General features: G+C 67.5%; 14 protein-coding genes and 3 rRNA genes. 3 read left to right on the top strand and 14 right to left on the bottom strand.

Annotation, left to right across the window (positions count from 1 at the left end; genetic code table 11):
• Position 1: 1 nt before the first annotated feature.
• The gene (locus OVN18_RS02130) at positions 2-1,315 is read left to right on the top strand and encodes a DUF58 domain-containing protein (protein WP_267781633.1); all 1,314 of its coding nucleotides are present in this window, start codon (positions 2-4) and stop codon (positions 1,313-1,315) included.
• A gap of 24 nt (positions 1,316-1,339) precedes the next feature.
• Here OVN18_RS02130 and OVN18_RS02135 read toward each other — a convergent pair whose 3' ends face one another.
• The 6 genes from OVN18_RS02135 to OVN18_RS02160 form a co-directional block, all read right to left on the bottom strand.
• The gene (locus OVN18_RS02135; RefSeq protein ID WP_267781634.1) at positions 1,340-4,168 is read right to left on the bottom strand and encodes an ABC transporter permease family protein; all 2,829 of its coding nucleotides are present in this window, start codon (positions 4,166-4,168) and stop codon (positions 1,340-1,342) included.
• Positions 4,169-4,314: 146 nt separating this feature from the next.
• Positions 4,315-5,052 carry an ABC transporter ATP-binding protein gene (locus tag OVN18_RS02140; RefSeq protein WP_267781636.1) on the bottom strand — a complete coding sequence of 246 codons (738 nt, stop codon included), beginning with the start codon at positions 5,050-5,052 and terminating at the stop codon, positions 4,315-4,317.
• The gene (locus tag OVN18_RS02145) at positions 5,049-5,669 is read right to left on the bottom strand and encodes a PadR family transcriptional regulator (RefSeq protein ID WP_267781637.1); all 621 of its coding nucleotides are present in this window, start codon (positions 5,667-5,669) and stop codon (positions 5,049-5,051) included. The genes OVN18_RS02140 and OVN18_RS02145 overlap by 4 nt, the downstream gene beginning before the upstream one ends.
• Positions 5,670-5,873: 204 nt before the next feature.
• Positions 5,874-7,415 (bottom strand): catalase, encoded by a 1,542-nt coding sequence (locus OVN18_RS02150; RefSeq protein WP_407666077.1) that lies wholly within the window; start codon positions 7,413-7,415, stop codon positions 5,874-5,876.
• Positions 7,397-7,816, bottom strand: a complete 420-nt coding sequence (locus tag OVN18_RS02155) for a Fur family transcriptional regulator (RefSeq protein WP_267737908.1) — start codon at positions 7,814-7,816, stop codon at positions 7,397-7,399. Before OVN18_RS02155 ends, OVN18_RS02150 begins: the two co-directional genes overlap by 19 nt.
• A gap of 76 nt (positions 7,817-7,892) precedes the next feature.
• Positions 7,893-8,888 carry a stage II sporulation protein M gene (locus OVN18_RS02160; protein ID WP_267781639.1) on the bottom strand — a complete coding sequence of 332 codons (996 nt, stop codon included), beginning with the start codon at positions 8,886-8,888 and terminating at the stop codon, positions 7,893-7,895.
• A gap of 16 nt (positions 8,889-8,904) precedes the next feature.
• On the opposite strand from OVN18_RS02160, the gene OVN18_RS02165 reads away from it, so the two are divergent.
• Positions 8,905-9,765, top strand: coding sequence for an RDD family protein (locus OVN18_RS02165; protein WP_267737909.1), 861 nt, complete (start codon positions 8,905-8,907; stop codon positions 9,763-9,765).
• A 34-nt stretch (positions 9,766-9,799) separates the two neighbouring features.
• On the opposite strand, the gene OVN18_RS02170 is transcribed toward OVN18_RS02165, so the two are convergent.
• The 8 genes from OVN18_RS02170 to OVN18_RS02205 form a co-directional block, all read right to left on the bottom strand.
• Positions 9,800-10,693 (bottom strand): M64 family metallopeptidase, encoded by an 894-nt coding sequence (locus OVN18_RS02170; protein WP_267737910.1) that lies wholly within the window; start codon positions 10,691-10,693, stop codon positions 9,800-9,802.
• A 330-nt stretch (positions 10,694-11,023) separates the two neighbouring features.
• Positions 11,024-11,140: ribosomal RNA gene (rrf, locus tag OVN18_RS02175) — 5S ribosomal RNA — on the bottom strand.
• 132 nt (positions 11,141-11,272) lie between these two features.
• Positions 11,273-14,388: ribosomal RNA gene (locus OVN18_RS02180) — 23S ribosomal RNA — on the bottom strand.
• Positions 14,389-14,904: 516 nt separating this feature from the next.
• Positions 14,905-16,427, bottom strand: a 16S ribosomal RNA gene (locus tag OVN18_RS02185).
• The 16S, 23S and 5S rRNA genes sit together here, the layout of an rRNA operon.
• Positions 16,428-16,975: 548 nt before the next feature.
• On the bottom strand, positions 16,976-18,547 hold the full coding sequence (locus OVN18_RS02190; protein WP_267781641.1) for a sulfatase-like hydrolase/transferase: 1,572 nt from the start codon (positions 18,545-18,547) through the stop codon (positions 16,976-16,978).
• The gene (gene ahcY / locus OVN18_RS02195) at positions 18,547-20,046 is read right to left on the bottom strand and encodes an adenosylhomocysteinase (protein WP_267781642.1); all 1,500 of its coding nucleotides are present in this window, start codon (positions 20,044-20,046) and stop codon (positions 18,547-18,549) included. Before ahcY ends, OVN18_RS02190 begins: the two co-directional genes overlap by 1 nt.
• A gap of 63 nt (positions 20,047-20,109) precedes the next feature.
• A complete protein-coding gene (locus OVN18_RS02200; protein WP_267781643.1) occupies positions 20,110-21,525 on the bottom strand; it encodes a phosphomannomutase/phosphoglucomutase in 1,416 nt (471 codons plus the stop codon).
• 93 nt (positions 21,526-21,618) lie between these two features.
• Positions 21,619-21,831, bottom strand: a complete 213-nt coding sequence (locus tag OVN18_RS02205; protein WP_267781645.1) for a DUF3499 family protein — start codon at positions 21,829-21,831, stop codon at positions 21,619-21,621.
• A 35-nt stretch (positions 21,832-21,866) separates the two neighbouring features.
• Between OVN18_RS02205 and OVN18_RS02210 the strand changes: the two genes are divergently transcribed.
• On the top strand, positions 21,867-22,367 hold the full coding sequence (locus OVN18_RS02210; protein WP_267737914.1) for a metallopeptidase family protein: 501 nt from the start codon (positions 21,867-21,869) through the stop codon (positions 22,365-22,367).
• The last annotated feature ends 30 nt before the right edge of the window (positions 22,368-22,397 follow it).

The raw sequence follows: 22,397 nt of genomic DNA on the forward strand, positions 1-22,397 counted from the left end.
CGTGGCCGTCACCGGGTGGTTCGTCGCGCTCGTCGCCCTCGGCGCCGTGCCCATCGTGCTGCTCGCGAACGGGTGGGCGTACCTCGGCTGGATCGGCCTCTGCCTCGTGCTCGCCGCCGTGGACCTCGCTCTCGCGGGCTCGCCGCGCGCCGTCGCGCTCGAGCGCGAGACGGCCGAGCGGGTCCGGCTCACCGACTCGGCGCCGGCGACGCTGCTCGTGACGAATACGGGGCGGCGGATGCTGCGGGGCGTGGTGCGCGACGCCTGGGAGCCCTCGGCCGGGGCATCCCCCACCCGTCAGCCGCTGCGCGTTCCCCCCGGCGAGCGCCGGGCACTGCGGATCACGCTCACGCCCTGGCGTCGCGGGGAACGCCGCACCGCCCTCGTCACCATCCGCTCGCTCGGTCCGATGCGCCTCGCCGCCCGGCAGGCGAGCGTGCGCGCTCCGGGGTCGATCCGCGTGCTGCCCGAGTTCGCCTCGCGCCGGCACCTGCCCTCGCGCCTCGCCCGCCTGCGCGAGCTGGACGGCCGCACGGCGCTCATGGTGCGCGGGCAGGGCACCGAGTTCGACTCGCTGCGCGAGTACGTGCGCGGCGACGACGTGCGCTCGATCGACTGGCGCGCGACGGCCCGCCGCTCCTCCGGGCCGGGCGTCGCGCAGTCGCTCATGGTGCGCACCTGGCGGCCCGAGCGCGACCGCCGGGTCGTCGTGATCGTCGACTCCGGTCGCACCGCCGCCGCGCGCATCGCCGACGAGACCCGCATCGACACGGCCTTCGAGTCGACCCTGCTGCTCGCCGCCCTCGCCGATCGCGCGGGCGACCGCGTCGACGCCGCCGTCTTCGACCGGCGCGTGCGCGCGCGGGTGCAGGGCGCGCGCGGCGCCGATCTGCTCGCGAAGCTCACCGACGCCATGGCGCCCATCGATCCGGAGCTGCTCGAGACCGACTGGAGCGCCGTGCCCGCCCTCGTCCGCTCGATGTCCTCCCAGCGCTCGCTCGTCGTCATCGCCACCCCGCTCGAGTCGCCGGGCGCGACCCGCTCCCTCCTGGCGATGCTGCCGCAGCTCACGAAGAAGCACCTCGTGCTCATCGCCTCGGTGACCGACCCCGCGCTGGCCGAGGCCGCCGCCGAGCGCGGCGATCGCGCATCCGTCTACCGCGCCGCCTCGGCCGAGCGCGCCCTGCTGGATGCCCAGCGCCTCGCCGCGGCCGTGCGCCGTCTCGGCGGCGACGTCGTCAGCGCCGCCCCGCACGAGCTGCCGCCCGCCGTGGCCGACCGCTACCTGGCGTACAAGGCGGCCGGGCGGCTGTAGGCGCTCGCACGCGGCGGCGTCGCCTCAGGAGATCGCGGTGCGATCGGTCCGCAGCGCCGTCGAGCGGCCGGCGAACAGCCACGCGCCGAGGCCGATGAGCACGGGCACGCCGACCGCGACGATCGCGAGCGGCACCCAGGGCGGCGCGAACGGCAGCGGCCCGCCCGGCAGCGCGAGCGCCCCCGCGGTGAGCACGCCGAGCGCCGCCCCGATGAGCGAGCCCACCCCCGCGAGCAGGATCGCCTGCCAGAGGCTGACGGCCCGGCGCAACGAGCGCGTGGCGCCCATCGCCCCGAGGATCGCCTCGTCGCGACGCCCGTCGATGCGCGCGAGCCCGATCGCGATGCTCGAGGCGGCGAGCGCGATGACGGCGCTCACGGCGACGAGCGCCCAGGTCGCGAGTGTCGAGGTGTCGGGCGGGCCGGTCTCGATGTAGGGGTAGAAGCGGTAGGGGTCGCCCGTGAGGTCCTGCGACAGCGCGGTGAAAGCGTCGCGCTGCGCGAGGGTGGGCTCCTCCGGAAGCTGGGCGATCAGGAGCTGCGGGCGAGCAGCGATGTCGAGCCTCTCCGCCGTCTCCGGGCTGATGAGGATCCGTCCGCCGAGCCCCGCCGACAGCACCTGCATTGCCGCCGGGAGCCGATCGCTGCTCTCCGGAGGGAATGCCGCGGGATCGGCGAACTCGTCCGGCTCGACCACGAACTGCTCAGCGGGAAGCCGATCGATCGTGACCTCGCCGTCCTCGACCAGCAGGGGGTTGAGTGCAACTGCTCCGCCCCGGGCGAGCATCGCGCGCGACTCCGCCGACAACGGCTCTCCCAGGAATACCTCTAGGTCGTCCGGCTCCCCGATCGCGATGTCACTGCGGAGCATGTAGCCCGAGTACAGCCCCTGGATCTCCTCCGGCGAACCCTCGCACTCGCGCGGATCGCCCAGCTCCGGGTCGTTGGAGAACACCGCGCGGCAGTCTCGATTCGCGGGGAACACCCGCGCGACAGTCGATCCGCTGCTGGACTCCCCCAGCGTGGGCGTTCCCGTCACCGGGTCGTAGCGAATGGATGGCTCAGAAGGGGTGCCCTCGACGACGGCGACTCGCGCATCAGGGGAGATCTCGAGGATCGCGGACTCGATGCCGGGGATGTTGTCGAAGACCGCCTCCTCCTGACTAACGTAGTCGTACACGATCGTCGACACCGAGACGGAGTTCGCCGGCGCCTCCGCTTGGTAGGTCTTGTCGGTCTCCGATTGACCGGCGGAGAGTACCGACATGATGAACGACGCGAGGAACACGGTCGTCATGACCGCAGCCGTCACGGGAACGGTGCGCGCGGAGTTGCGTCCGGCATCCCGGGCAGCGAGGCGCAGTGCGCTGCGCGCCCCGCCGGTGGCCCGGGCGAGCAGTCGCAGGACGGCCGGCAGCGCCAGCACCACGCCGAGCTGGACCACGACCGCCCCGAGCCCGATGACGACCACGGCGATGATATCGACCTCGGGGGGCACCGGACTCGGTTCGAGCTCGGCCATGGCCGCGGCTGCCGCAGCACGCGCGATGACGAGCGTGACGCCGCCGATCAGCAGGAGCGCGGCCCCGACGATCACCACGACGAGCGCGGTGATCCGCGCAGCACGGCGAGGCGTCGGCGGACGACGCGCCCCGCGGAGCGCGGGCACGATATCGATGCGGGACGCCACGCGCGCCGGCACCAGTGCCGCCGCCCACCCGGCGAGCACCGCGAGCAGGACCGTGACCGCGAGCATCAGCCAGGGCAGGTGGAACCCGGGGAAGGACATCGCCCGCCCGCCGCTGAGCAGGGGGATGGCGACCGCCGCGCCTCCGATGCCGAGCATGATGCCGAGAAGACCGCCGACCAGGCCGAGCACGACGCCGCCGGCCGTCACGGTCGCCCGCATCAACCGACGATCGCCCCCGACGCTCGCGAGTACAGCCAGGGCGCGTTGCTGCTGCCGGGCGCCCACCATGAACGCGGCTGCGGCAAGCAGCACGACCTGGAACAGCAGGAATCCGCCGATGAGCGCGGCGAAGGCGAGCACGCCGCCACCCAGCCCGAACAGGGTGAGATCGCTCGGCCGAGCACCAGGGGTCGGGTCGTTTCCCAGCAGCACGGTGCGCGATGCGGCGATGACGCCCTGCTCGTTCAGAGCGAGCACGTCATCCCACGTCAGCTCCTGGTCGAGCAGGAAGTACCGGTTCGGGATCATCGTGCCCTCGGCGAGCGTGTCGGGGGCGGCGAGCAGTTCCTCGCTGGTGACGCTCGTGTCGGAGCTGCGGTAGACGCCGACGACGTCCACGGCGATCTCGCCGTCCGGCGTCGCGATCGTGGCCTCCTCGCCGATGGCGATGTCGAGCGACTCGAGCAACGCCGGGGTCAGCACCACGTCCCCCGCCGTCGAGGGCGCGCGCCCATCGATCAGGTCGTACCGACCCTCGAGCTCCGGACGCAGTAGATCCCCCTCCACCGCCGGAACCGCGCGGAGACCGCTCGGGGTCTCCACGACCGCCGTCCCGAGCGACTCGGAGATGAGTTCGCCCTCGACGAGCGTCGACGGGTCGACCTGATCTCCCTCGTTCCGGATCTCGTAGGAGCCCGCGCCGGTGTCCCACCACCCCTGCACCGGCGCCGACACCTCCTGCCGCACGTCGTTGTCGGGCGGCGCGACGACCTGGAGCACGGCCTCGGCCTCGGCTCCGAGCTGCAGGGCGACGAGTTCGGCGGGCGTGGCCTCCATGCTGGCGGTGACCACCGCCGCTCCGGCCATGCCGGCGACCGGCACGGCGATCATGACGGCGACGAGGATGCTGCGGCCGAGGGAGCGGCGCGCCGTGCGCGCCGCCATCCGGAAAGCGATGCGCAGCGGCGGACGCGCGAAGCGCTCCTCGGGGGCGCGCGGTGCACCCCCCGCGTCGACCCCGCCGGAGCGCCCCGCACGTCGGCGTGCGGACCCGGTCGCACGCCCGGAGCGCCGGGAGCGCGCGGGCGCGGTCACGCCCGGGCTCCGAGCAGGGCGGTCGGGTCATCGCGCCGCGACTCGTCGACGACGCGGCCGTCGCGGAGGAAGACGATTCGGTCGGCCCAGGCCGCGTGCCGCGGATCGTGCGTGACGAGGATGCCGCCTGCCCCCTCGTCGATGCGGGTGCGCAGCATGCGCAGCACGAGCTCGCCGGTCTGCGAATCGAGGGCGCCGGTCGGCTCGTCGGCGAGGATGAGACTGCGGCCGCCGACGACCGCACGGGCGATCGCGACGCGCTGCTGCTGACCGCCCGAGAGATCGTCGGGGAAGTGGCTCGCGCGGTCCTCGAGCTCGACGAGCCGCAGCGCGTCGAGCGCCGCGCGTCGAGCCTTGCCCGTCTTCCAGCCGTCGAGCTCGAGCGGCAGGCTGACGTTCTCGTGCGCCGTGAGGGCGGGCACGAGGTTAAAGTCCTGGAAGACGAAGCCGAGCGTGCGCCGCCGGATCGCGGCCATGCGCTTAGGGCTCGCGTCGCGCAGCCACTCGCCATCGACGATCACCTCGCCGCTCGTCGGGGTCACGAGCCCGCCCGCGATGGTCAGCAGCGTCGACTTGCCCGAGCCGGAGGCGCCCATGATCGCGACGAGCTCGCCGCGGCGCACCGAGAGGTCGACGCCCGAGAGCGCGGTGACCGAGTTCTCGCCCGAGCCGTAATGCATTGAGACCGCATCGAGCCGCAGCAGTTCGCTCGCCCCGATCGCCGCGCGGCTCATCGTTCGCCGCCCGTCGACGCGATGCGGATCGCGGACTCGTCGGCCGACTGCCGCGACGGATCCCCGAAGGGTCTCGCGATGCCGACGCCCCGCTCGCGCAGCCGCCGGATGCGGGCCTCGGAGTGCTCCAGCCACCGCACCTCGGCCTCCGCCTGGAAGATCAGCGCATCCACCACGAGCTGCCAGGCGAACTCGTCGGCCGTGTCGGGGTCGCCGCCGGCGATCTTGCTGCGGGTCAGCTCCTGCAGCGAGCCGAGCGTCGCGACCTTCTGCGCGTGGATGATCGCCTCGGCATCCACGTCGGGCAGGGTCACCGCGAGCGCGAGCTTGATCGCGAGCTCATCGCGCACCGCCGTGCCCCGCCGCACCGGGTCGGTGAGCCAGGAGCGCGCGGCCGCGGCCCCCGCGGCGGTGATCGCGTAGAACACGTGCCCGTCGCCGTCGACCTCGGTCTGCTGGATGAGCCCGTCGCGCTCGAGCCGGTCGAGCGTGTTGTACACCTGGCCGACGTTCACCGGCCACGAGTCGCCGGTGCGCTTCTCGAACTCGGCCTTGAGCTGGTACCCGTAGCTGGGGCCCTGGGCGAGCAGGGTGAGCAGTCCGTTCCGCACCGACATGAGCGACTCCCTCGTGCGCGACCCGCGCCGTGCGGGTGCATGCTGAGCATATGCATGCCGAGAATGCGTGTCGAGCATGAATCGCGAACGGCGTGTTGCGAGCATCCCGTCGTCGCCACGGCGCCGCCCGTGCGACCGCACCGCGCACGCGAACGGGCCGCCCTCCCGAAGGAGGACGGCCCGTGTCGACGGTGCGCGCGAGGACTACTTCGCGGCGACCGCCTCGGCCGCCGAAGGCACCAGCGTGCTCTGCGGCTCGACGATCGGCGCGAGGCCGGCCTCGACGCGGGCGCCGAGGGTCTCGTCGATGTTCTTCCAGTACTGGATGACCCGCTCGCGCAGCTCGGGGATGGTGACCCCCGAGACGTGCCCGACGATGTTGCCGACGAGCCGCTCGCGCTGCGCGTCGTCCATGACCTCGTTGATGAGGGCGCGGGGCTGCACGAAGTCGTCATCCTCGGGGTGCAGGGTCACAGCGGTGCGCACGAGCTCGCCGTCCTGCTCCCAGCCGCGGTCGGGGCCGTGAGCGGCCTCGTCGGCGTGCGGGCCGCCGAAGGAGTTCGGGGCGTACACCGGCTGCGAGGCGGGCGGGAAGCTGTAGTTCATCGTGCCCTCCTTCGAGTAGTGGTTGACCTCGTTCTTCGGGGCGTTCACCGGCAGCTGGTTGTGGTTGGTGCCGACGCGGTAGCGGTGAGCATCCGCGTAGCTGAAAATGCGCGCCTGCAGCATGCGGTCGGGGCTCGCGGCGATGCCGGGCACGAAGTTCGACGGCGCGAACACGGCCTGCTCGATCTGCGCGAAGAAGTTCTCCGGATTGCGGTCGAGCGTCAGACGCCCGACCGGGATGAGCGGGTAGTCGCTCTTCGGCCAGACCTTCGTGATGTCGAAGGGGTTAAAGCGGTACGTCTTCGCGTCCTCGTACGGCATGACCTGCACCGAGAGATCCCAGGTGGGGAAGTCGCCGTTCTGGATGGCGTCGTAGAGGTCGCGACGGTGGAAGTCGGCGTCCTCGCCCGCGATCTGGTCGGCCTGGGCCTGCGTCAGCGTCTCGTGACCCTGGTTGGTGCGGAAGTGGTACTTCACCCAGAAGCGCTCGCCGGCGGCGTTGATCCACTGGTAGGTGTGCGAGCCGAAGCCGTCCATGTGGCGCCACGAGGTCGGCACGCCGCGGTCGCCCATGAGCCACGTCACCTGGTGCGCGCTCTCGGGCTGCAGGGTCCAGAAGTCCCACTGCATGTTGTGGTCGCGCAGGCCCGAGCCGGGCATGCGCTTCTGCGAGCGGATGAAGTCGGGGAACTTGATGCCGTCCTTGATGAAGAAGACGGGGGTGTTGTTGCCGACGAGGTCGTAGTTGCCCTCGGAGGTGTAGAACTTCAGTGCGAAGCCGCGGGGGTCGCGCCAGGTGTCGGGGCTGCCCTGCTCGCCGGCGACCGAGCTGAAGCGCAGCAGCGTCTCGGTGGTCGTGCCGGGCTGGAACAGCGCCGCTCGGGTGTACGCCGAGACGTCGTGCGTGGTCTCGAACGTTCCGAAGGCTCCGCCGCCCTTGGCGTGCACGACGCGCTCCGGAACGCGCTCGCGGTTGAACTGGGCCAGCTTCTCGACCAGGTAGTGGTCGGTCAGCACGATCGAGCCGTCGGTGCCGACGGTCTGCGAGTGCTGGTCGCTGGCGACCGGGGCGCCGCTGGTGGTGGTCGTGTGATTCGTCACGCGGGGAGTGCTCCTTGCATCTATCGGTGGGCACGGCATTCGGGGCACAGGCCCCAGAATGTGACCTCGGCGGTCTGGATCTCGAATCCGCCGGAGTCGGACGGCGTCAGGCACGGAGCGTGCCCGACGACGCAGTCGATGTCGGTGATGGCACCGCAGGAGGTGCACACCACGTGGTGGTGGTTGTCGCCGATGCGCCGCTCGTAGAGAGCGGGCGACTTCGCCGGCTCGATGCGGCGCAGCAGCCGGGCCGCCGTCAGGTCGCCGAGCACGTTGTGCACGGCCTGCAGGCTCAGCCGGTGGCCGGCCGCGTCGAGGGCGCGGTGGATGCTCTCCGCATCGCTGTGCGGCATGCCCTCGAGCTGCTCGAGCACGGCGAGGCGCCCAGCGGTGATCCGCAGGCCGGCGCCGCGCAGCAGGGGCTCGAGCTCGGAGGGCACGCCCCGACCCTACCGAGTTATCGTGAATGAGTCAAAGAAACGAGCGACTCGTGTCGGGCATCCCGCGATCGATCGATCAGTCGCCGACGACGACGCGCGCACCTCTGCTGATCGGATCGAGATCGCCCGTCTCGCCCGCGCGGCGGGCCCGGCCGCCGACGATCCACTGCACCCACAGGAACCACGCCAGCGCGAGGGTGCCGATGCCGATGCGGATCACGTCGGGCCAGTCCTGCCGGGTCACGAAGCCCTCCACCAGACCGCTCACGCCGAGGCCCACGACGAGACCGCCGATCACGGCGAACAGCGCCCGGCCGTCCTCCGCGAGAGCCTGCAGGCGGGTGCGCGAGCCGGGCGCGACCCAGGCCCAGAAGATCATCAGACCGGCCGCCGCGGCGACGAAGATGCAGTAGAGCTCGAGCTGGCCGTGCGGGAGGATGTTGAGGAAGAAGACGTCGAGACGGCCGAACTCGGCCATGATCGCCGCGCTCTGGCCGACGGCCTGCGCGTTCTGCACCACGACGATGGGAACCCAGAAGCCGACGATGCCGAAGGCCACGCACTGGGCGGCGATGAAGGCGTTGTTCACCCACACCTGGCCGGCGAAGGCGGCCTCGGGCGACTCGGAGTAGTAGTTGACGAACTCCTGCTCGGCGTAGCGCCGCAGCATCTCGTAGTCGCCGAGCGAGGCGATCAGGCCGGGGGTCGTCCCGATCCAGACCGCCGTGGCCGTGGCGATGATCGCGAAGACCGCGGCGACCGCGAGCGTCAGGTAGCGGATGCGGTACAGCGCGGCGGGCACCTCGCGCGTCGCGTACCGGCTCAGCTGGGCGAGGGGCTCCGCCCCCGCCCCGGTGAAGCGCAGCCGTGCCCGCGAGAGCAGCAGCGAGAGCCGCTCGGAGGCCGGCACGGCGCCGGCTGCCGTGGTGATGGCCGAGAGCTGCGTCGCGCCCGCCTGGTAGTGCTCGATGAGCTCATCGGCATCGCGCCCGTCGAGCGACCGCTGGCGGGCAAGCTCGCGCAGCCGCTCCCATTCGGCGGCGTGGGCGGAGGAGTAGGCGTCGAGATCCATCTGTTTAGATACTGTCATGTCCGCGCCGGGAAGCCCCGCTCCGTCCCTCAGCGAGCACGACGCCGATCGCGAGCTGCTCACCGGCGAGGCGGTGGCCCTCGATCTGCGGGCGACCAACGTCGTGCTGCGCGGCGCCGGGGCGATCATCGACACGCTCGTCTACGTCGGCGGAACGCTGCTGCTCGCCTGGCTGCTCATCACGCTCGCCGAGCTCGTGAGCCTGCCCGAGAACCTCTTCGGCGCGGTCGCCATCATCACCGCCATCCTCGGCCTGGTGATCGTGCCCGCGGTGGTCGAGACCGCCACCCGCGGTCGTTCCCTCGGCCGGCTCGCGCTCGGCGATCGCATCGTGCGCGACGACGGGGGCGCGATCGCCTTCCGGCACGCCTTCATCCGCTCCTTCGTGGGGCTCTTCGAGATCGTGCTGACCTTCGGCGGCCTCGCCGTGATCGTCGCCATGCTCAACCCGCGCGCCAAGCGCCTCGGCGACCTGCTCGCGGGCACCTACAGCCAGTACGAGCGCGTGCCGGCGATAGTGGATGCCCGATTCGGGATGCCCGTCGAGCTGCAGGACTGGGCGCTCACCGCCGATGTGGCGCGCATGCCCGACCCCCTGGCCCGCCGCATCGCTCAGTTCCTCGCACAGGCCTCCGGCCACACGCCGGCGACTCGGGAGCGGCTCGCGCAGCAGCTCGCCGCCGACAGCATCCCGTACATCTCGCCGGTGCCCGCGGTCGCACCCGAGCTCCTCCTCGCCGGAGTCGCCGTGCTGAGGCGGGAGCGCGAGTCGCGCGCCCTCGAGCTGGAGCGTGCTCGCCTCGAGCAGTTGCAGCCCACGCTGGCCGCGCGCCCGCACGGGTTCCCCGAGCGCGGCTGAGCGGGTCGATCTGCCGCCCGCCCTCAGACCGCCTTCACTCGCCCGTCCACAGGTCGAGCACCTGCTCGGCCCATCGGCGGTTCGTCACGCCGAAGGCCGGAAAGTTGAAGCCCATGATCGAGTCCGCCGTCGACCTCACGGACCCCGGCACGCCGAAACACCCTTCCGCGACGTACGCGGTGCGGTTCTCATCCCGCATCCGGACGAGCTCCGCCCTTGTCGGGCCGAAACCCGCGCTCGTCACCTCCTCGGCCCAGTAGTCAAGCTGGTCGTCATACTCCCCGATGCTCGACGACCACCACGCCTCAGCACGCTGCTGATCGTCGGCGCACGAGGGCCAGAAGGCGTTGCGCGCATCGCCATCGAAGCCGGTCTCACGACCGACGTACTCGTCGGCGAGGGAGAACAGAGCGTGCCCGAGCTCGTGAGCGACGACCCGATTCGCCAGTACGAACGACCCGGGCTCGACGGCGACGACCGCATTGGCGAACGGCTGATCCGTGAACCGCTCCAACCGGGCCGGGTCGTCGAACATGCTTCCGTCACCCGCGACCGATGACTTCACCTCCCCAGCCCCATCCCTGAGGGCCAACACGACGACGACCTGATCGGGCGCCCAGTTCGGCGTCGTCTGGCTCTCCAGCCAGTCGTACGGCGCCGGTGGCGACAGCCTCGTCGTCCAGACGTTGAAGAGATCGCGCCGGCTACGGAATGGCTCCATCCCGAACACGCCGAGATCCGCGAAGCTCACCGTTGCGCTGGTCGAATCGGGCGCGACGGGCATCCCGACCTCATCCCAGAGCTGAGCCGTACCCGACCAGTTCAGATATGCAGTGGCAGCCTCCTCGAAGAGACCGGTATCGTCCCAGCCCCACGGGGCGAAGACCAGATTGATGCGATCAGCACTGACCCGGTTGTGACCGGCCACGAGCGGCTCCAGACCCTCCGGCGACGGCTCGAGCTCGGGAGTCGCTGTCGGCGTTGGCACCACCGTCGACGCGGACGGGCGCGGGGGCGGGGGCGCCGCAGGTTCGGCAACCGGCGCCGTACTCAGGGGGCCGCATCCCGAGAGCATCATCGCGGCGAGCAGCGCCCAGGACGCGAATCGGCTCCTGGTCGTACCGAACGTGTCGGGTCCGTCGTGATGCGACAACCTTGTCATCGCCCGAGAATACTCTTCGACCGCGGAACGGCCGGGTAGACAACTCGTTAACGCAAGATGGCCACCCCTGAACGGGGTGGCCATCTCACAAAATAAGTCCGGCGGTGTCCTACTCTCCCACGAGGTCCCCCTCGCAGTACCATCGGCGCAGAAGGTCTTAGCTTCCGGGTTCGGAATGTGACCGGGCGTTTCCCCTTCGCTATGGCCGCCGAAACACTATTGATTTCCCAATCAAGAGCACAACGACAACACACTGAAGTGTTGTGTGTGCGATTCCCGACCGTAAATCGAGAACCACAAAGTGGACGCGAGCAGCAAACTCATTCCCACCCGAAGGTGGAGGTTGTTGTCAAGTTATCGGCTTATTAGTACGGGTCAGCTCCATGGGTCTTGAGTCCCCACTTCCACATCCCGCCTATCAACCCAGTCGTCTGGCTGGGAGCCTCTCACCCCTAAGGGTATGGAAGTCTCATCTCGAGGCCGGCTTCCCGCTTAGATGCTTTCAGCGGTTATCCATCCCGAACGTAGCTAATCAGCGGTGCTCCTGGCGGAACAACTGACACACCAGAGGTTCGTCCAACCCGGTCCTCTCGTACTAGGGTCAGATCCTCTCAAACTTCCTGCGCGCGCAGCGGATAGGGACCGAACTGTCTCACGACGTTCTAAACCCAGCTCGCGTACCGCTTTAATGGGCGAACAGCCCAACCCTTGGGACCTACTCCAGCCCCAGGATGCGACGAGCCGACATCGAGGTGCCAAACCATGCCGTCGATATGGACTCTTGGGCAAGATCAGCCTGTTATCCCCGAGGTACCTTTTATCCGTTGAGCGACAGCGCTTCCACAAGCCACTGCCGGATCACTAGTCCCGACTTTCGTCCCTGCTCGACCTGTCAGTCTCACAGTCAAGCTCCCTTGTGCACTTACACTCGACACCTGATTGCCAACCAGGTTGAGGGAACCTTTGGGCGCCTCCGTTACTTTTTGGGAGGCAACCGCCCCAGTTAAACTACCCATCAGGCACTGTCCCTGAACCGGATTACGGTTCTAAGTTAGACATCCAGAGTGACCAGAGTGGTATTTCAACAACGACTCCACGAACACTAGCGTGCCCGCTTCACAGTCTCCCACCTATCCTACACAAGCCACACCGAACACCAATACCAAACTGTAGTAAAGGTCACGGGGTCTTTCCGTCCTGCTGCGCGTAACGAGCATCTTTACTCGTAGTGCAATTTCGCCGAGTTCGCGGTTGAGACAGCTGGGAAGTCGTTACGCCATTCGTGCAGGTCGGAACTTACCCGACAAGGAATTTCGCTACCTTAGGATGGTTATAGTTACCACCGCCGTTTACTGGGGCTTAAATTCGCAGCTTCGCTTACGCTAACCGCTCCTCTTAACCTTCCAGCACCGGGCAGGCGTCAGTCCGTATACATCGTCTTGCGACTTGGCACGGACCTGTGTTTTTAGTAAACAGTCGCTTCCCACTGGTCTCTGCGGCCTTCAACGCTCCAGGAGTAAATCCCTTCACGAATCCGGCCCCCCTTCTCCCGAAGTTACGGGGGCATTTTGCCGAGTTCCTTAACCACGATTCTCTCGATCTCCTTGGTATTCTCTACCTGACCACCTGAGTCGGTTTGGGGTACGGGTGACTAGAACCTCGCGTCGATGCTTTTCTCGGCAGCATAGGATCACTGATTTCCCCCGTGAGGGGTACGCATCGGATCTCAGGCTGTATGAGAGACGGATTTGCCTATCTCTCGCCCTACGTCCTTACACCGGGACTACCATCGCCCGGCTCAGCTACCTTCCTGCGTCACACCTGTTAATACGCTAGCCGCACCAGCATAGGGTCGTGTGCTAGCCCCAACGCTTCACCCCGAAGGGATCCATCAGAGGGATTCGGACACTTAGCATTACTGGATTGACTGGGGCGGTTCTTCGTCAGTACGGGAATATCAACCCGTTGTCCATCGACTACGCCTGTCGGCCTCGCCTTAGGTCCCGACTTACCCAGGGCGGATTAGCCTGGCCCTGGAACCCTTGGTCATTCGGAGGACGGGTTTCTCACCCGTCTTTCGCTACTCATGCCTGCATTCTCACTCGTGTGGCCTCCACGGCTGGTTTACACCGCCGCTTCACTGGCCACACGACGCTCTCCTACCGATCCGCACGGCTGGACCACGAAGGCCTACCTAAAATGCGAATCCTACGACTTCGGTGGTGTGCTTGAGCCCCGTTACATTGTCGGCGCGGAATCACTTGACCAGTGAGCTATTACGCACTCTTTCAAGGGTGGCTGCTTCTAAGCCAACCTCCTGGTTGTCTATGCAACTCCACATCCTTTCCCACTTAGCACACGCTTAGGGACCTTAGTCGGTAGTCTGGGTTGTTTCCCTCTCGACGATGAAGCTTATCCCCCACCGTCTCACTGCTGCGCTCTCACTTACCGGCATTCGGAGTTTGGCTGACGTCAGTAACCTTTTGGGGCCCATCGGCCATCCAGTAGCTCTACCTCCGGCAAGAAACACGCAACGCTGCACCTAAATGCATTTCGGAGAGAACCAGCTATCACGAAGTTTGATTGGCCTTTCACCCCTATCCACAGCTCATCCCCTCAGTTTTCAACCTAAGTGGGTTCGGTCCTCCACGACGTCTTACCGTCGCTTCAACCTGGCCATGGATAGATCACTTCGCTTCGGGTCTAGGACATGCGACTGAATCGCCCTATTCAGACTCGCTTTCGCTACGGCTGCCCCTCACGGGTTAACCTCGCCACATATCACTAACTCGCAGGCTCATTCTTCAAAAGGCACGCCGTCACAGCTGCTAGGGCTGCTCCGACGGTTTGTAAGCAAACGGTTTCAGGTACTATTTCACTCCCCTCCCGGGGTACTTTTCACCTTTCCCTCACGGTACTTGTCCGCTATCGGTCATCTGGGAGTATTTAGGCTTATCAGGTGGTCCTGACAGATTCACACGGGATTTCTCGGGCCCCGTGCTACTTGGGATACTCTCCGGGCCATTACGACATTTCGACTACGGGGTTGGCACCCTCTGTGACTGGCCTTTCAAGACCATTCGTCTATATCGCGCTGTAACCCTTATAGATCGGCAGATCTACAGGAAAGTCCCGCAACCCCGACCATGCAACGCCTGCCGGCTATCACACATGATCGGTTTAGCCTCTTCCGCGTTCGCTCGCCACTACTGACGGAATCACTGTTGTTTTCTCTTCCTGTGGGTACTGAGATGTTTCACTTCCCCACGTTCCCTCTACCCGCCCTATATATTCAGGCGGGAGTCATCAGGTCACATAAAGTGCCCGACAGGGTTTCCCCATTCGGAAATCCTCGGATCAAATGCTTGCTTATCAGCTAACCGAGGCTTATCGCAGATTGCTACGTCCTTCTTCGGCTCCAGATGCCAAGGCATCCACCGTTTGCTCTTAGAAACTTGACTACATGAGTTTGAATCGATCGGCAGCATCCACGAACACCTTGCGGCATTGCGCGTCTGCTGCGACCAATGATCTATATCTCTTTCGAGATGTTTGATCTATAGATCCGAAGGCCTTGCGACCTTCAGTTCTAAGATGCTCGCGTCCACTGTGTAGTTCTCAACATACGGTCGGTACCGCCCCTGCCCGACGACGCATCCCCCTATTACAGGAGCTGCGTGCTTTCTAGTCGGCCAGACCACGGTCCGAGGAATCGATACCCGCACCCCCTCCCTATGGAGAGCTGTACGAGGCCCGGTCCCTCAGGACCCAACAGCGTGCACGTGCCGGCATCGATCCGGCGCCCGTTCCATTCCCCCTCGAAAGGAAGAAGTACTAAAGCAGCCGGCCCTTTGCCGACACCCAAGTCAATGTTCCACCCATGAGCTACCAGCTGAGAACATGCGTCTCAGATCTGGCTTCTGACCCCACCCCCTGCACACCTGATGGCGAGCACGAGGGGGGTAGATGCTCCTTAGAAAGGAGGTGATCCAGCCGCACCTTCCGGTACGGCTACCTTGTTACGACTTAGTCCTAATCACCGATCCCACCTTCGACAGCTCCCTCCTTGCGGTTGGGCCACTGGCTTCGGGTGTTACCGACTTTCATGACTTGACGGGCGGTGTGTACAAGGCCCGGGAACGTATTCACCGTGGCGTTGCTGATCCACGATTACTAGCGACTCCAACTTCATGAGGTCGAGTTGCAGACCTCAATCCGAACTGAGACCGGCTTTTTGGGATTCGCTCCACCTTGCGGTATTGCAGCCCTTTGTACCGGCCATTGTAGCATGCGTGAAGCCCAAGACATAAGGGGCATGATGATTTGACGTCATCCCCACCTTCCTCCGAGTTGACCCCGGCAGTCTCCCATGAGTTCCCACCATTACGTGCTGGCAACATAGGACGAGGGTTGCGCTCGTTGCGGGACTTAACCCAACATCTCACGACACGAGCTGACGACAACCATGCACCACCTGTTTACGAGTGTCCAAAGAGTTGACCATTTCTGGCCCGTTCTCGTATATGTCAAGCCTTGGTAAGGTTCTTCGCGTTGCATCGAATTAATCCGCATGCTCCGCCGCTTGTGCGGGCCCCCGTCAATTCCTTTGAGTTTTAGTCTTGCGACCGTACTCCCCAGGCGGGGAACTTAATGCGTTAGCTGCGACACAGAAACCGTGGAATGGTCCCTACATCTAGTTCCCAACGTTTACGGCATGGACTACCAGGGTATCTAATCCTGTTCGCTCCCCATGCTTTCGCTCCTCAGCGTCAGTTACGGCCCAGAGATCTGCCTTCGCCATCGGTGTTCCTCCTGATATCTGCGCATTCCACCGCTACACCAGGAATTCCAATCTCCCCTACCGCACTCTAGTTTGCCCGTACCCACTGCAGGCGCGAGGTTGAGCCTCGCGTTTTCACAGCAGACGCGACAAACCGCCTACGAGCTCTTTACGCCCAATAATTCCGGACAACGCTTGCACCCTACGTATTACCGCGGCTGCTGGCACGTAGTTAGCCGGTGCTTTTTCTGCAGGTACCGTCACTTTCGCTTCTTCCCTGCTAAAAGAGGTTTACAACCCGAAGGCCGTCGTCCCTCACGCGGCGTTGCTGCATCAGGCTTGCGCCCATTGTGCAATATTCCCCACTGCTGCCTCCCGTAGGAGTCTGGGCCGTGTCTCAGTCCCAGTGTGGCCGGTCACCCTCTCAGGCCGGCTACCCGTCGTCGCCTTGGTGAGCCATTACCTCACCAACAAGCTGATAGGCCGCGAGTCCATCCTTGACCGAAATTCTTTCCAACTCCTAGCCATGCGGCTGAAGCTCGTATCCGGTATTAGACGTCGTTTCCAACGCTTATCCCAGAGTCAAGGGCAGGTTACTCACGTGTTACTCACCCGTTCGCCACTAATCCACCAGAGCAAGCTCCGGCTTCGTCGTTCGACTTGCATGTGTTAAGCACGCCGCCAGCGTTCGTCCTGAGCCAGGATCAAACTCTCCGTAAATGTTTGATAGCCAAACCACCCGAAGGCAGCCGGCACATCTAGTGCCCCACCAGACCCGAAGGACCAGCAGGACGAGTTTGTTCTGACTGAAGTTCGAATATCTACTGACATTCTTGTTTCAATCCAAAGGAATCTCTCCCGACCAGACAAAAGCCCGGTCGACGAGGATAGTTTGGCATTGACTTAGTGCACGCTGTTGAGTTCTCAAGGATCGGACGCACCTGACCCTCGACCTCTCGGTCTCGGCAACAGGGCACTTCCTCTTCGGATCCGCATCCGTCGACCTGACGCGGTGAGGCGAGGGTCGAGGTGGGATTCCTCATCCTCCGGGTGCGCATCGCGAACGATGTGCGGTTCGAAGGGGATGGTGTTTCCGCTTGGGGCCCGGGATGCTCCGAGGCACTCGGCCTGGCTCTCTCCCGCCCGCTTGGGGCAACGAGTAGAGACATTACGCGGGATCGGGCGGCTCCGCCAATCGAGCGTGCGCTACGGCGTGTCGCCCGGAATTCCGGGCATCCCGCCCAGGCGCGATCGCACGACGATCATCGTCACCGTCCGGAACCGGCGACGGCGCTCTCGGGGTTCCACAGCCGGGCGTAGAACGCGGACGACGGGGCCTCGAGCACGAGCCGGCGCTGCTCGGGCGGGAGCGCGTAGAGCGAGGGCGGCGAATCGACGGGGGCCGGCGGGCGGCCCTCGGCCGGGGTGACCGCGGAGCGGCCGAGGCCGAGACGGCCGCCGGGGACGGGAAGGCCCAGCAGCTCCAGGGTGGTCGGCAGGATGCTGAAGTGGTCGATGGGGCCGGGCACCGGTTCGACGTCGAGCGGGGTGGTCACCCGGTGGAAGACGCCGCGCGGGGCATCCCGCAACTCATCGGCCAGCTCGCTCGTCGCCCCCACCATCGCCAGATGGTCGCCCATCACGACGACCGCCGTGTCGTCGAGCACGCCCTCGCGCTCGATGTCGGTGAGGAATCCCGCCACCTCATCGGCCGTGCACCGCACCGCGGCGCGGGCCGGACCGTCGTCGCCCTGCTCGCAGGCGGGACCGACGAGACCCGGGTCGTGGCTGTCGACGGTGAGGAGCGTGAGGTTGTACGGCTGATCCTGCCCGCGCAGCGCGGCGAGCTCGAGGCGGGCGTTCTGGAGCAGGCGGTGGTCGGACAGGCCCCACGGGTTGAAGTCCGACTCCCCGCGGCGCTGCCACTCCCGGCGATCGAGCACCGCGTCGTAACCGTGCTGCTCGAGGAACTTGCCCTTGCCGGCGAAGCGGGAATCGGCTCCGCCGAGGAACACGCTGCGGTACCCGTGGTGCTCGAGCACGGCGCCGAGGCAGACCGCCCCCGGCAGGAAGCGCTCCTCGGCCTCGCCGAGTGCATTCTTGTCGACGCTGCCGCTGTCGAGAGCCTCGTTCTTGAGCGGGATCCCGCACTGGCTCGCCACGATGCCGGCGATCGTCCATCCGGTGCCGGGCTGCTGCTGCAGGGCATCCCACCGCATCCACTCCTCGGTGGCGTCGGTGAGCGGGCCGAGGAGGTCCTCCCCCATGATCTCGGGGCTCTCGTACGCCTGCTCGAACGACTCGAGGTAGATCATGATGAGGTTCGTCGCCGGCCGCTGCTCGGGCGCCGGCAGGGTCTGCCCGGCGACGTAGTACTCCGCCACCGAGCCGTCGAAGCGGGCCGCCTCGAGGTACGGCCAGAACTGCACCCGGTCGAGCAGCAGGCCCGCGCCCAGCACGAGCACCAGAACGCCCGCCGTCGGCGCCAGCAGAGCCCCTCGGCGACGACGAGGGGGCTCGGCGTGCGGTTCGACCCGCTCCCGCCCCCGCAGTGCGACAGCGGCGCCGACGGCGCCCGCCACGGCGAGCACGGGTGCGAGCAGGCAGACGAGCAGGAACGAGACCAGCAGCCCCGGCCCGCCGCCGTCGAGCTGCGTTCGACCCTCGACGACGTCGAGGAACTGCTGGGTGGTGATCGAGCCGAATACCGCCGTGATCCACGCCGAGGAGGCGAGCATCACGAGCCCGGCGACGGCCGCGACTGCCCCGAGAACCCGGAGGGCGCCGCCGGACCGCCGCTCGCGGCGATCAGCCGACGGCCCGCGGGTGCCCGAGACCATCAGTACCGGTAGTGGTCGACCTTGTACGGCCCCTGCGGGTCGACGCCGATGTAGGCCGCCTGTCGCGGGGTCAGCTCGGTGAGCCGAGCGCCGAGGGCGTCGAGGTGCAGGCGCGCGACCTTCTCGTCGAGCAGCTTCGGCAGCACGTGCACGCCCAGCGGGTAGTGCTCGAGACGCGTGTGCAGCTCCATCTGCGCGAGCACCTGGTTGGTGAACGAGGCGCTCATCACGAACGAGGGGTGCCCGGTGGCGTTGCCGAGGTTCATCAGGCGGCCCTCGCTGAGCACGAGGATGCTGCGGCCCGTGGGCAGGCGCCACTCGTGCACCTGCGGCTTGATCTCGATGCGCTCGGCACCGGCGAGCGACTCGAGGCCCGCCATGTCGATCTCGTTGTCGAAGTGGCCGACGTTGGCCACGATCGCGAGGTGCTTGAGCCCCTGCAGCTGCTCGACCGTGACGACGTTCTCGTTGCCGGTCGCCGTCACGAGGATGTCGATCTGGTCGAGGTGGTCGTCGAGGCGCCCGACCTGGAAGCCGTCCATGGCGGCCTGGAGGGCCGTGATCGGGTCGACCTCGGAGACGATCACCCGCGCGCCCTGCCCGCGGAGGGCATCCGCCGAGCCCTTGCCCACGTCGCCGTAGCCGCAGACGAAGACGGTCTTGCCGCCCATGAGCACATCGGTCGCGCGGTTCAGGCCGTCGGGCAGGGAGTGGCGGATCCCGTACTTGTTGTCGAACTTCGACTTCGTGACCGAGTCGTTGACGTTGATCGCGGGGAACAGGAGCCCGCCCGCGCGGTGCAGCTCGTAGAGGCGGTGGACGCCGGTGGTGGTCTCCTCCGTGACGCCGAGGATGCCGCGGCCCACGCGCGTCCAGCGCTGCGGGTCGGCGGCGAGCGACGCGCGGAGGGCATCCAGGATCACCCGGTACTCGGCGCTGTCGCCCTCGGCGGTCTCGGGGACGGAGCCCGCGGCCTCGAACTCGGTGCCCTTGTGCACGAGCAGGGTGGCGTCGCCGCCGTCGTCGAGGATGAGCGTCGGGCCGTCATGACCGGTCGCGGACCAGTCGAAGATCTGCTGGGTGGCCCACCAGTACTCCTCGAGCGTCTCGCCCTTCCAGGCGAAGACGGGGGTGCCCTCGGGCTTCTCGGGGGTGCCCGTCGGACCGACGACGACCGCGGCCGCCGCTTCATCCTGCGTGGAGAAGATGTTGCAGCTCGCCCAGCGCACCTCGGCGCCGAGCGCCACGAGGGTCTCGATGAGCACCGCGGTCTGCACCGTCATGTGCAGCGAGCCGGCGATGCGCGCGCCCCTCAGGGGCTGGTGCGGGCCGAACTCCTCGCGCAGGGCCATGAGGCCCGGCATCTCGTGCTCGGCGAGGCGCAGCTGGTGCCGCCCCGCCTCGGCGAGCTGCAGGTCGCGCACCTTGTAGTCGATGCCGCCCCGCACGTCGGCGGTGAGGATGGTGTGCTGCGCGGGCGCGCCGGTGTCGATGGCCATGCCCTCATTCTCGCAGGCCCGCGCCCGAGGGCGGGCTGTGCATGACGAGCGCGGATGCTGCGCTCAGGCGCGGATGAGCGCGAGCACCTCGTCGCGCAGCACCTGCATGGTGCTCGCCGTGGCCGCCTCGGCGTTGAGCCGCAGCAGGGGCTCGGTGTTGGAGGGGCGCACGTTGAACCACCAGAAACCGTCATCGGCGGTGCCCGTGACGGTCAGCCCGTCGAGCTCGTCGAACTCGCCGCGCCCGGTGAAGGCCTCGACGATGCGCGTGTAGGCGGCGGGCACGTCGGTGACGGTCGAGTTGATCTCTCCGCTCGCCGTGTAGGGCGTGAACTCCGCCGCCAGCGCCGAGAGCGGGCCCTCGTACTCGCCGAACTGGGCGATGAGGTGCATGGCCGCGAGCATGCCGTTGTCCGCCCCCCAGAAGTCGCGGAAGTAGTAGTGGGCGGAGTGCTCGCCGCCGAAGATGGCGCCCGTCTCGCGCATCCTGTCCTTGATGAGCGAGTGCCCCACGTTGGTGCGGACCGGGGTCGCGCCGGCTGCCTCGATCGTCTCGGCGACGACGCGCGAGGTGATGAGGTTGTGGATGACGTGGATCTCACCCTGCTCGCCGGCCGCGCGCACGCGGGTGATCTCGCGCAGGGCGACGATCGCCGCGACGGCGCTCGGGGTCACCGGCTCCCCGCGCTCGTCGATGACGAAGCAGCGGTCGGCGTCGCCGTCGAAGGCGAGCCCGAGGTCGGCGCCGTGCTCGAGCACCGCGGCCTGCAGATCGCGCAGGTTCTCGGGCTCCAGAGGATTCGCCTCGTGGTTCGGGAAGGTGCCGTCGAGCTCGAAGTACAGCGGGATGATCTCGAGCGGGAGCGCGGGGAGGCCGGCGGCCGTTCCGAGGACGGCGGGCACGGTCATCCCGCCCATGCCGTTGCCGGCGTCGACGACGATGCGCAACGGGCGAACGGCGGAGAGGTCGACCAGCTCGCGCAAGTAGGCGGCGTAGTCGGCGAGCACGTCGCGTTCGGAGTAGCCGCCGGGCTCGGCGACGGCGGGGATGGCGCCCTCGCCGAGGTAGGCCGAGGCGCGGTCGCGGATGCCCGCGAGGCCGGTGCCGATGCTGATGCCCTGAGCGCCCGCGCGCGAGAACTTGATGCCGTTGTACGTGGCGGGGTTGTGGCTCGCCGTGAACATCGCCGCGGGTGCGTCGTAGCGGCCGGAGGCGAAGTAGGACTCGTCGGTCGAGCAGAGGCCGAGGTTCACGACGGCCGCGCCCCTGGCCTGCGCGCCGCGGGCGAAGGCGGCCACGAAGACCGGCGAGGAGTCGCGCATGTCGTGGCCCACGACCACCTCGGAGCCGGCCGCGCCGATCTCGTCCACGAAGCCGGCGCCGAGGGCCTCGACGACCTCCTCGGTGAGCTGCGAGCCGACGAGGCCTCGCACGTCGTAAGCCTTGATGAATGCGCTGAGATCGGGTGCGGTGGTCACAGGGAGGAACCTACCGGAGCACGGTGGCGCCCGGGGCTCCGCGGGGGTCGGGGCTCCGCGGGGGGTCGCGGCGCGCTGCGGTCGTGAGACGGGTCAGCCGGCCTCGCCGAGCGCGGAGTAGCGCACGACCTGCCAGCCCTGCGGCGCCGAGAGGCTCTGCGAGTGGCGCTCGCAGAGGTCGTAGCCGTGCGGCTCGGGTCGCCCGCTCAGCGGCCCGAGCACGGCCATCGAGTCGGCGTAGACGTAGGTCAGGGTACTGACCGCGCGCTCGCTGCACGCGACCCTGCTGCATACCCGAGCGCTCATCGCCGCCCAGCATACGGCGGCACTACCCTGGAGCCATGCCGTTTCCGTCGCGTCGTCCGCGCTCCTCGCGCCGGGACGCCCCCGGAGCCGCGGGAGCGGACTCCGGCGCGACGGCGAAGCCGACGCCGCCGAGCGCCCGGGCCCGGGCGCGGCACGGCCGCGGCGGGCGATCCCTCGTGACCGGCGCCCATCTGCCGCCCGTGCACACGCGGCGCGACCTCTTCGAGACGACCGTGCAGTCCTCGGCCGACTATCTGCAGGATCTCTGGCCCGACGAGCTGGCCACCCTGCGCATCGAGGTGCTGCCGATGCCCGACCAGCCCGTTGGGGTGCGCGGCGTCGCGCGGTGGCGGGTGCTGCCCGAGCACTCGCTCGTGGTTCTGTACCGCATCCCGATCGAGCGCATGAGCCGACTGCACCGCGACGACGACTGGCACCGGCGCCTCATGATCGAGTCGTGCGTCTTCCGCGCGGTCGGGGAGCTCATCGGCAAGGACCCGTGGGATCTCGCCCCTGATCGGTTCCGGCACTGGTGAGAGGCCGCGCGGCGACCGCTCGGCGCGCAT

The organism is Microcella daejeonensis (assembly GCF_026625045.1).
GTDB classification, from domain to species: domain Bacteria; phylum Actinomycetota; class Actinomycetes; order Actinomycetales; family Microbacteriaceae; genus Microcella; species Microcella daejeonensis.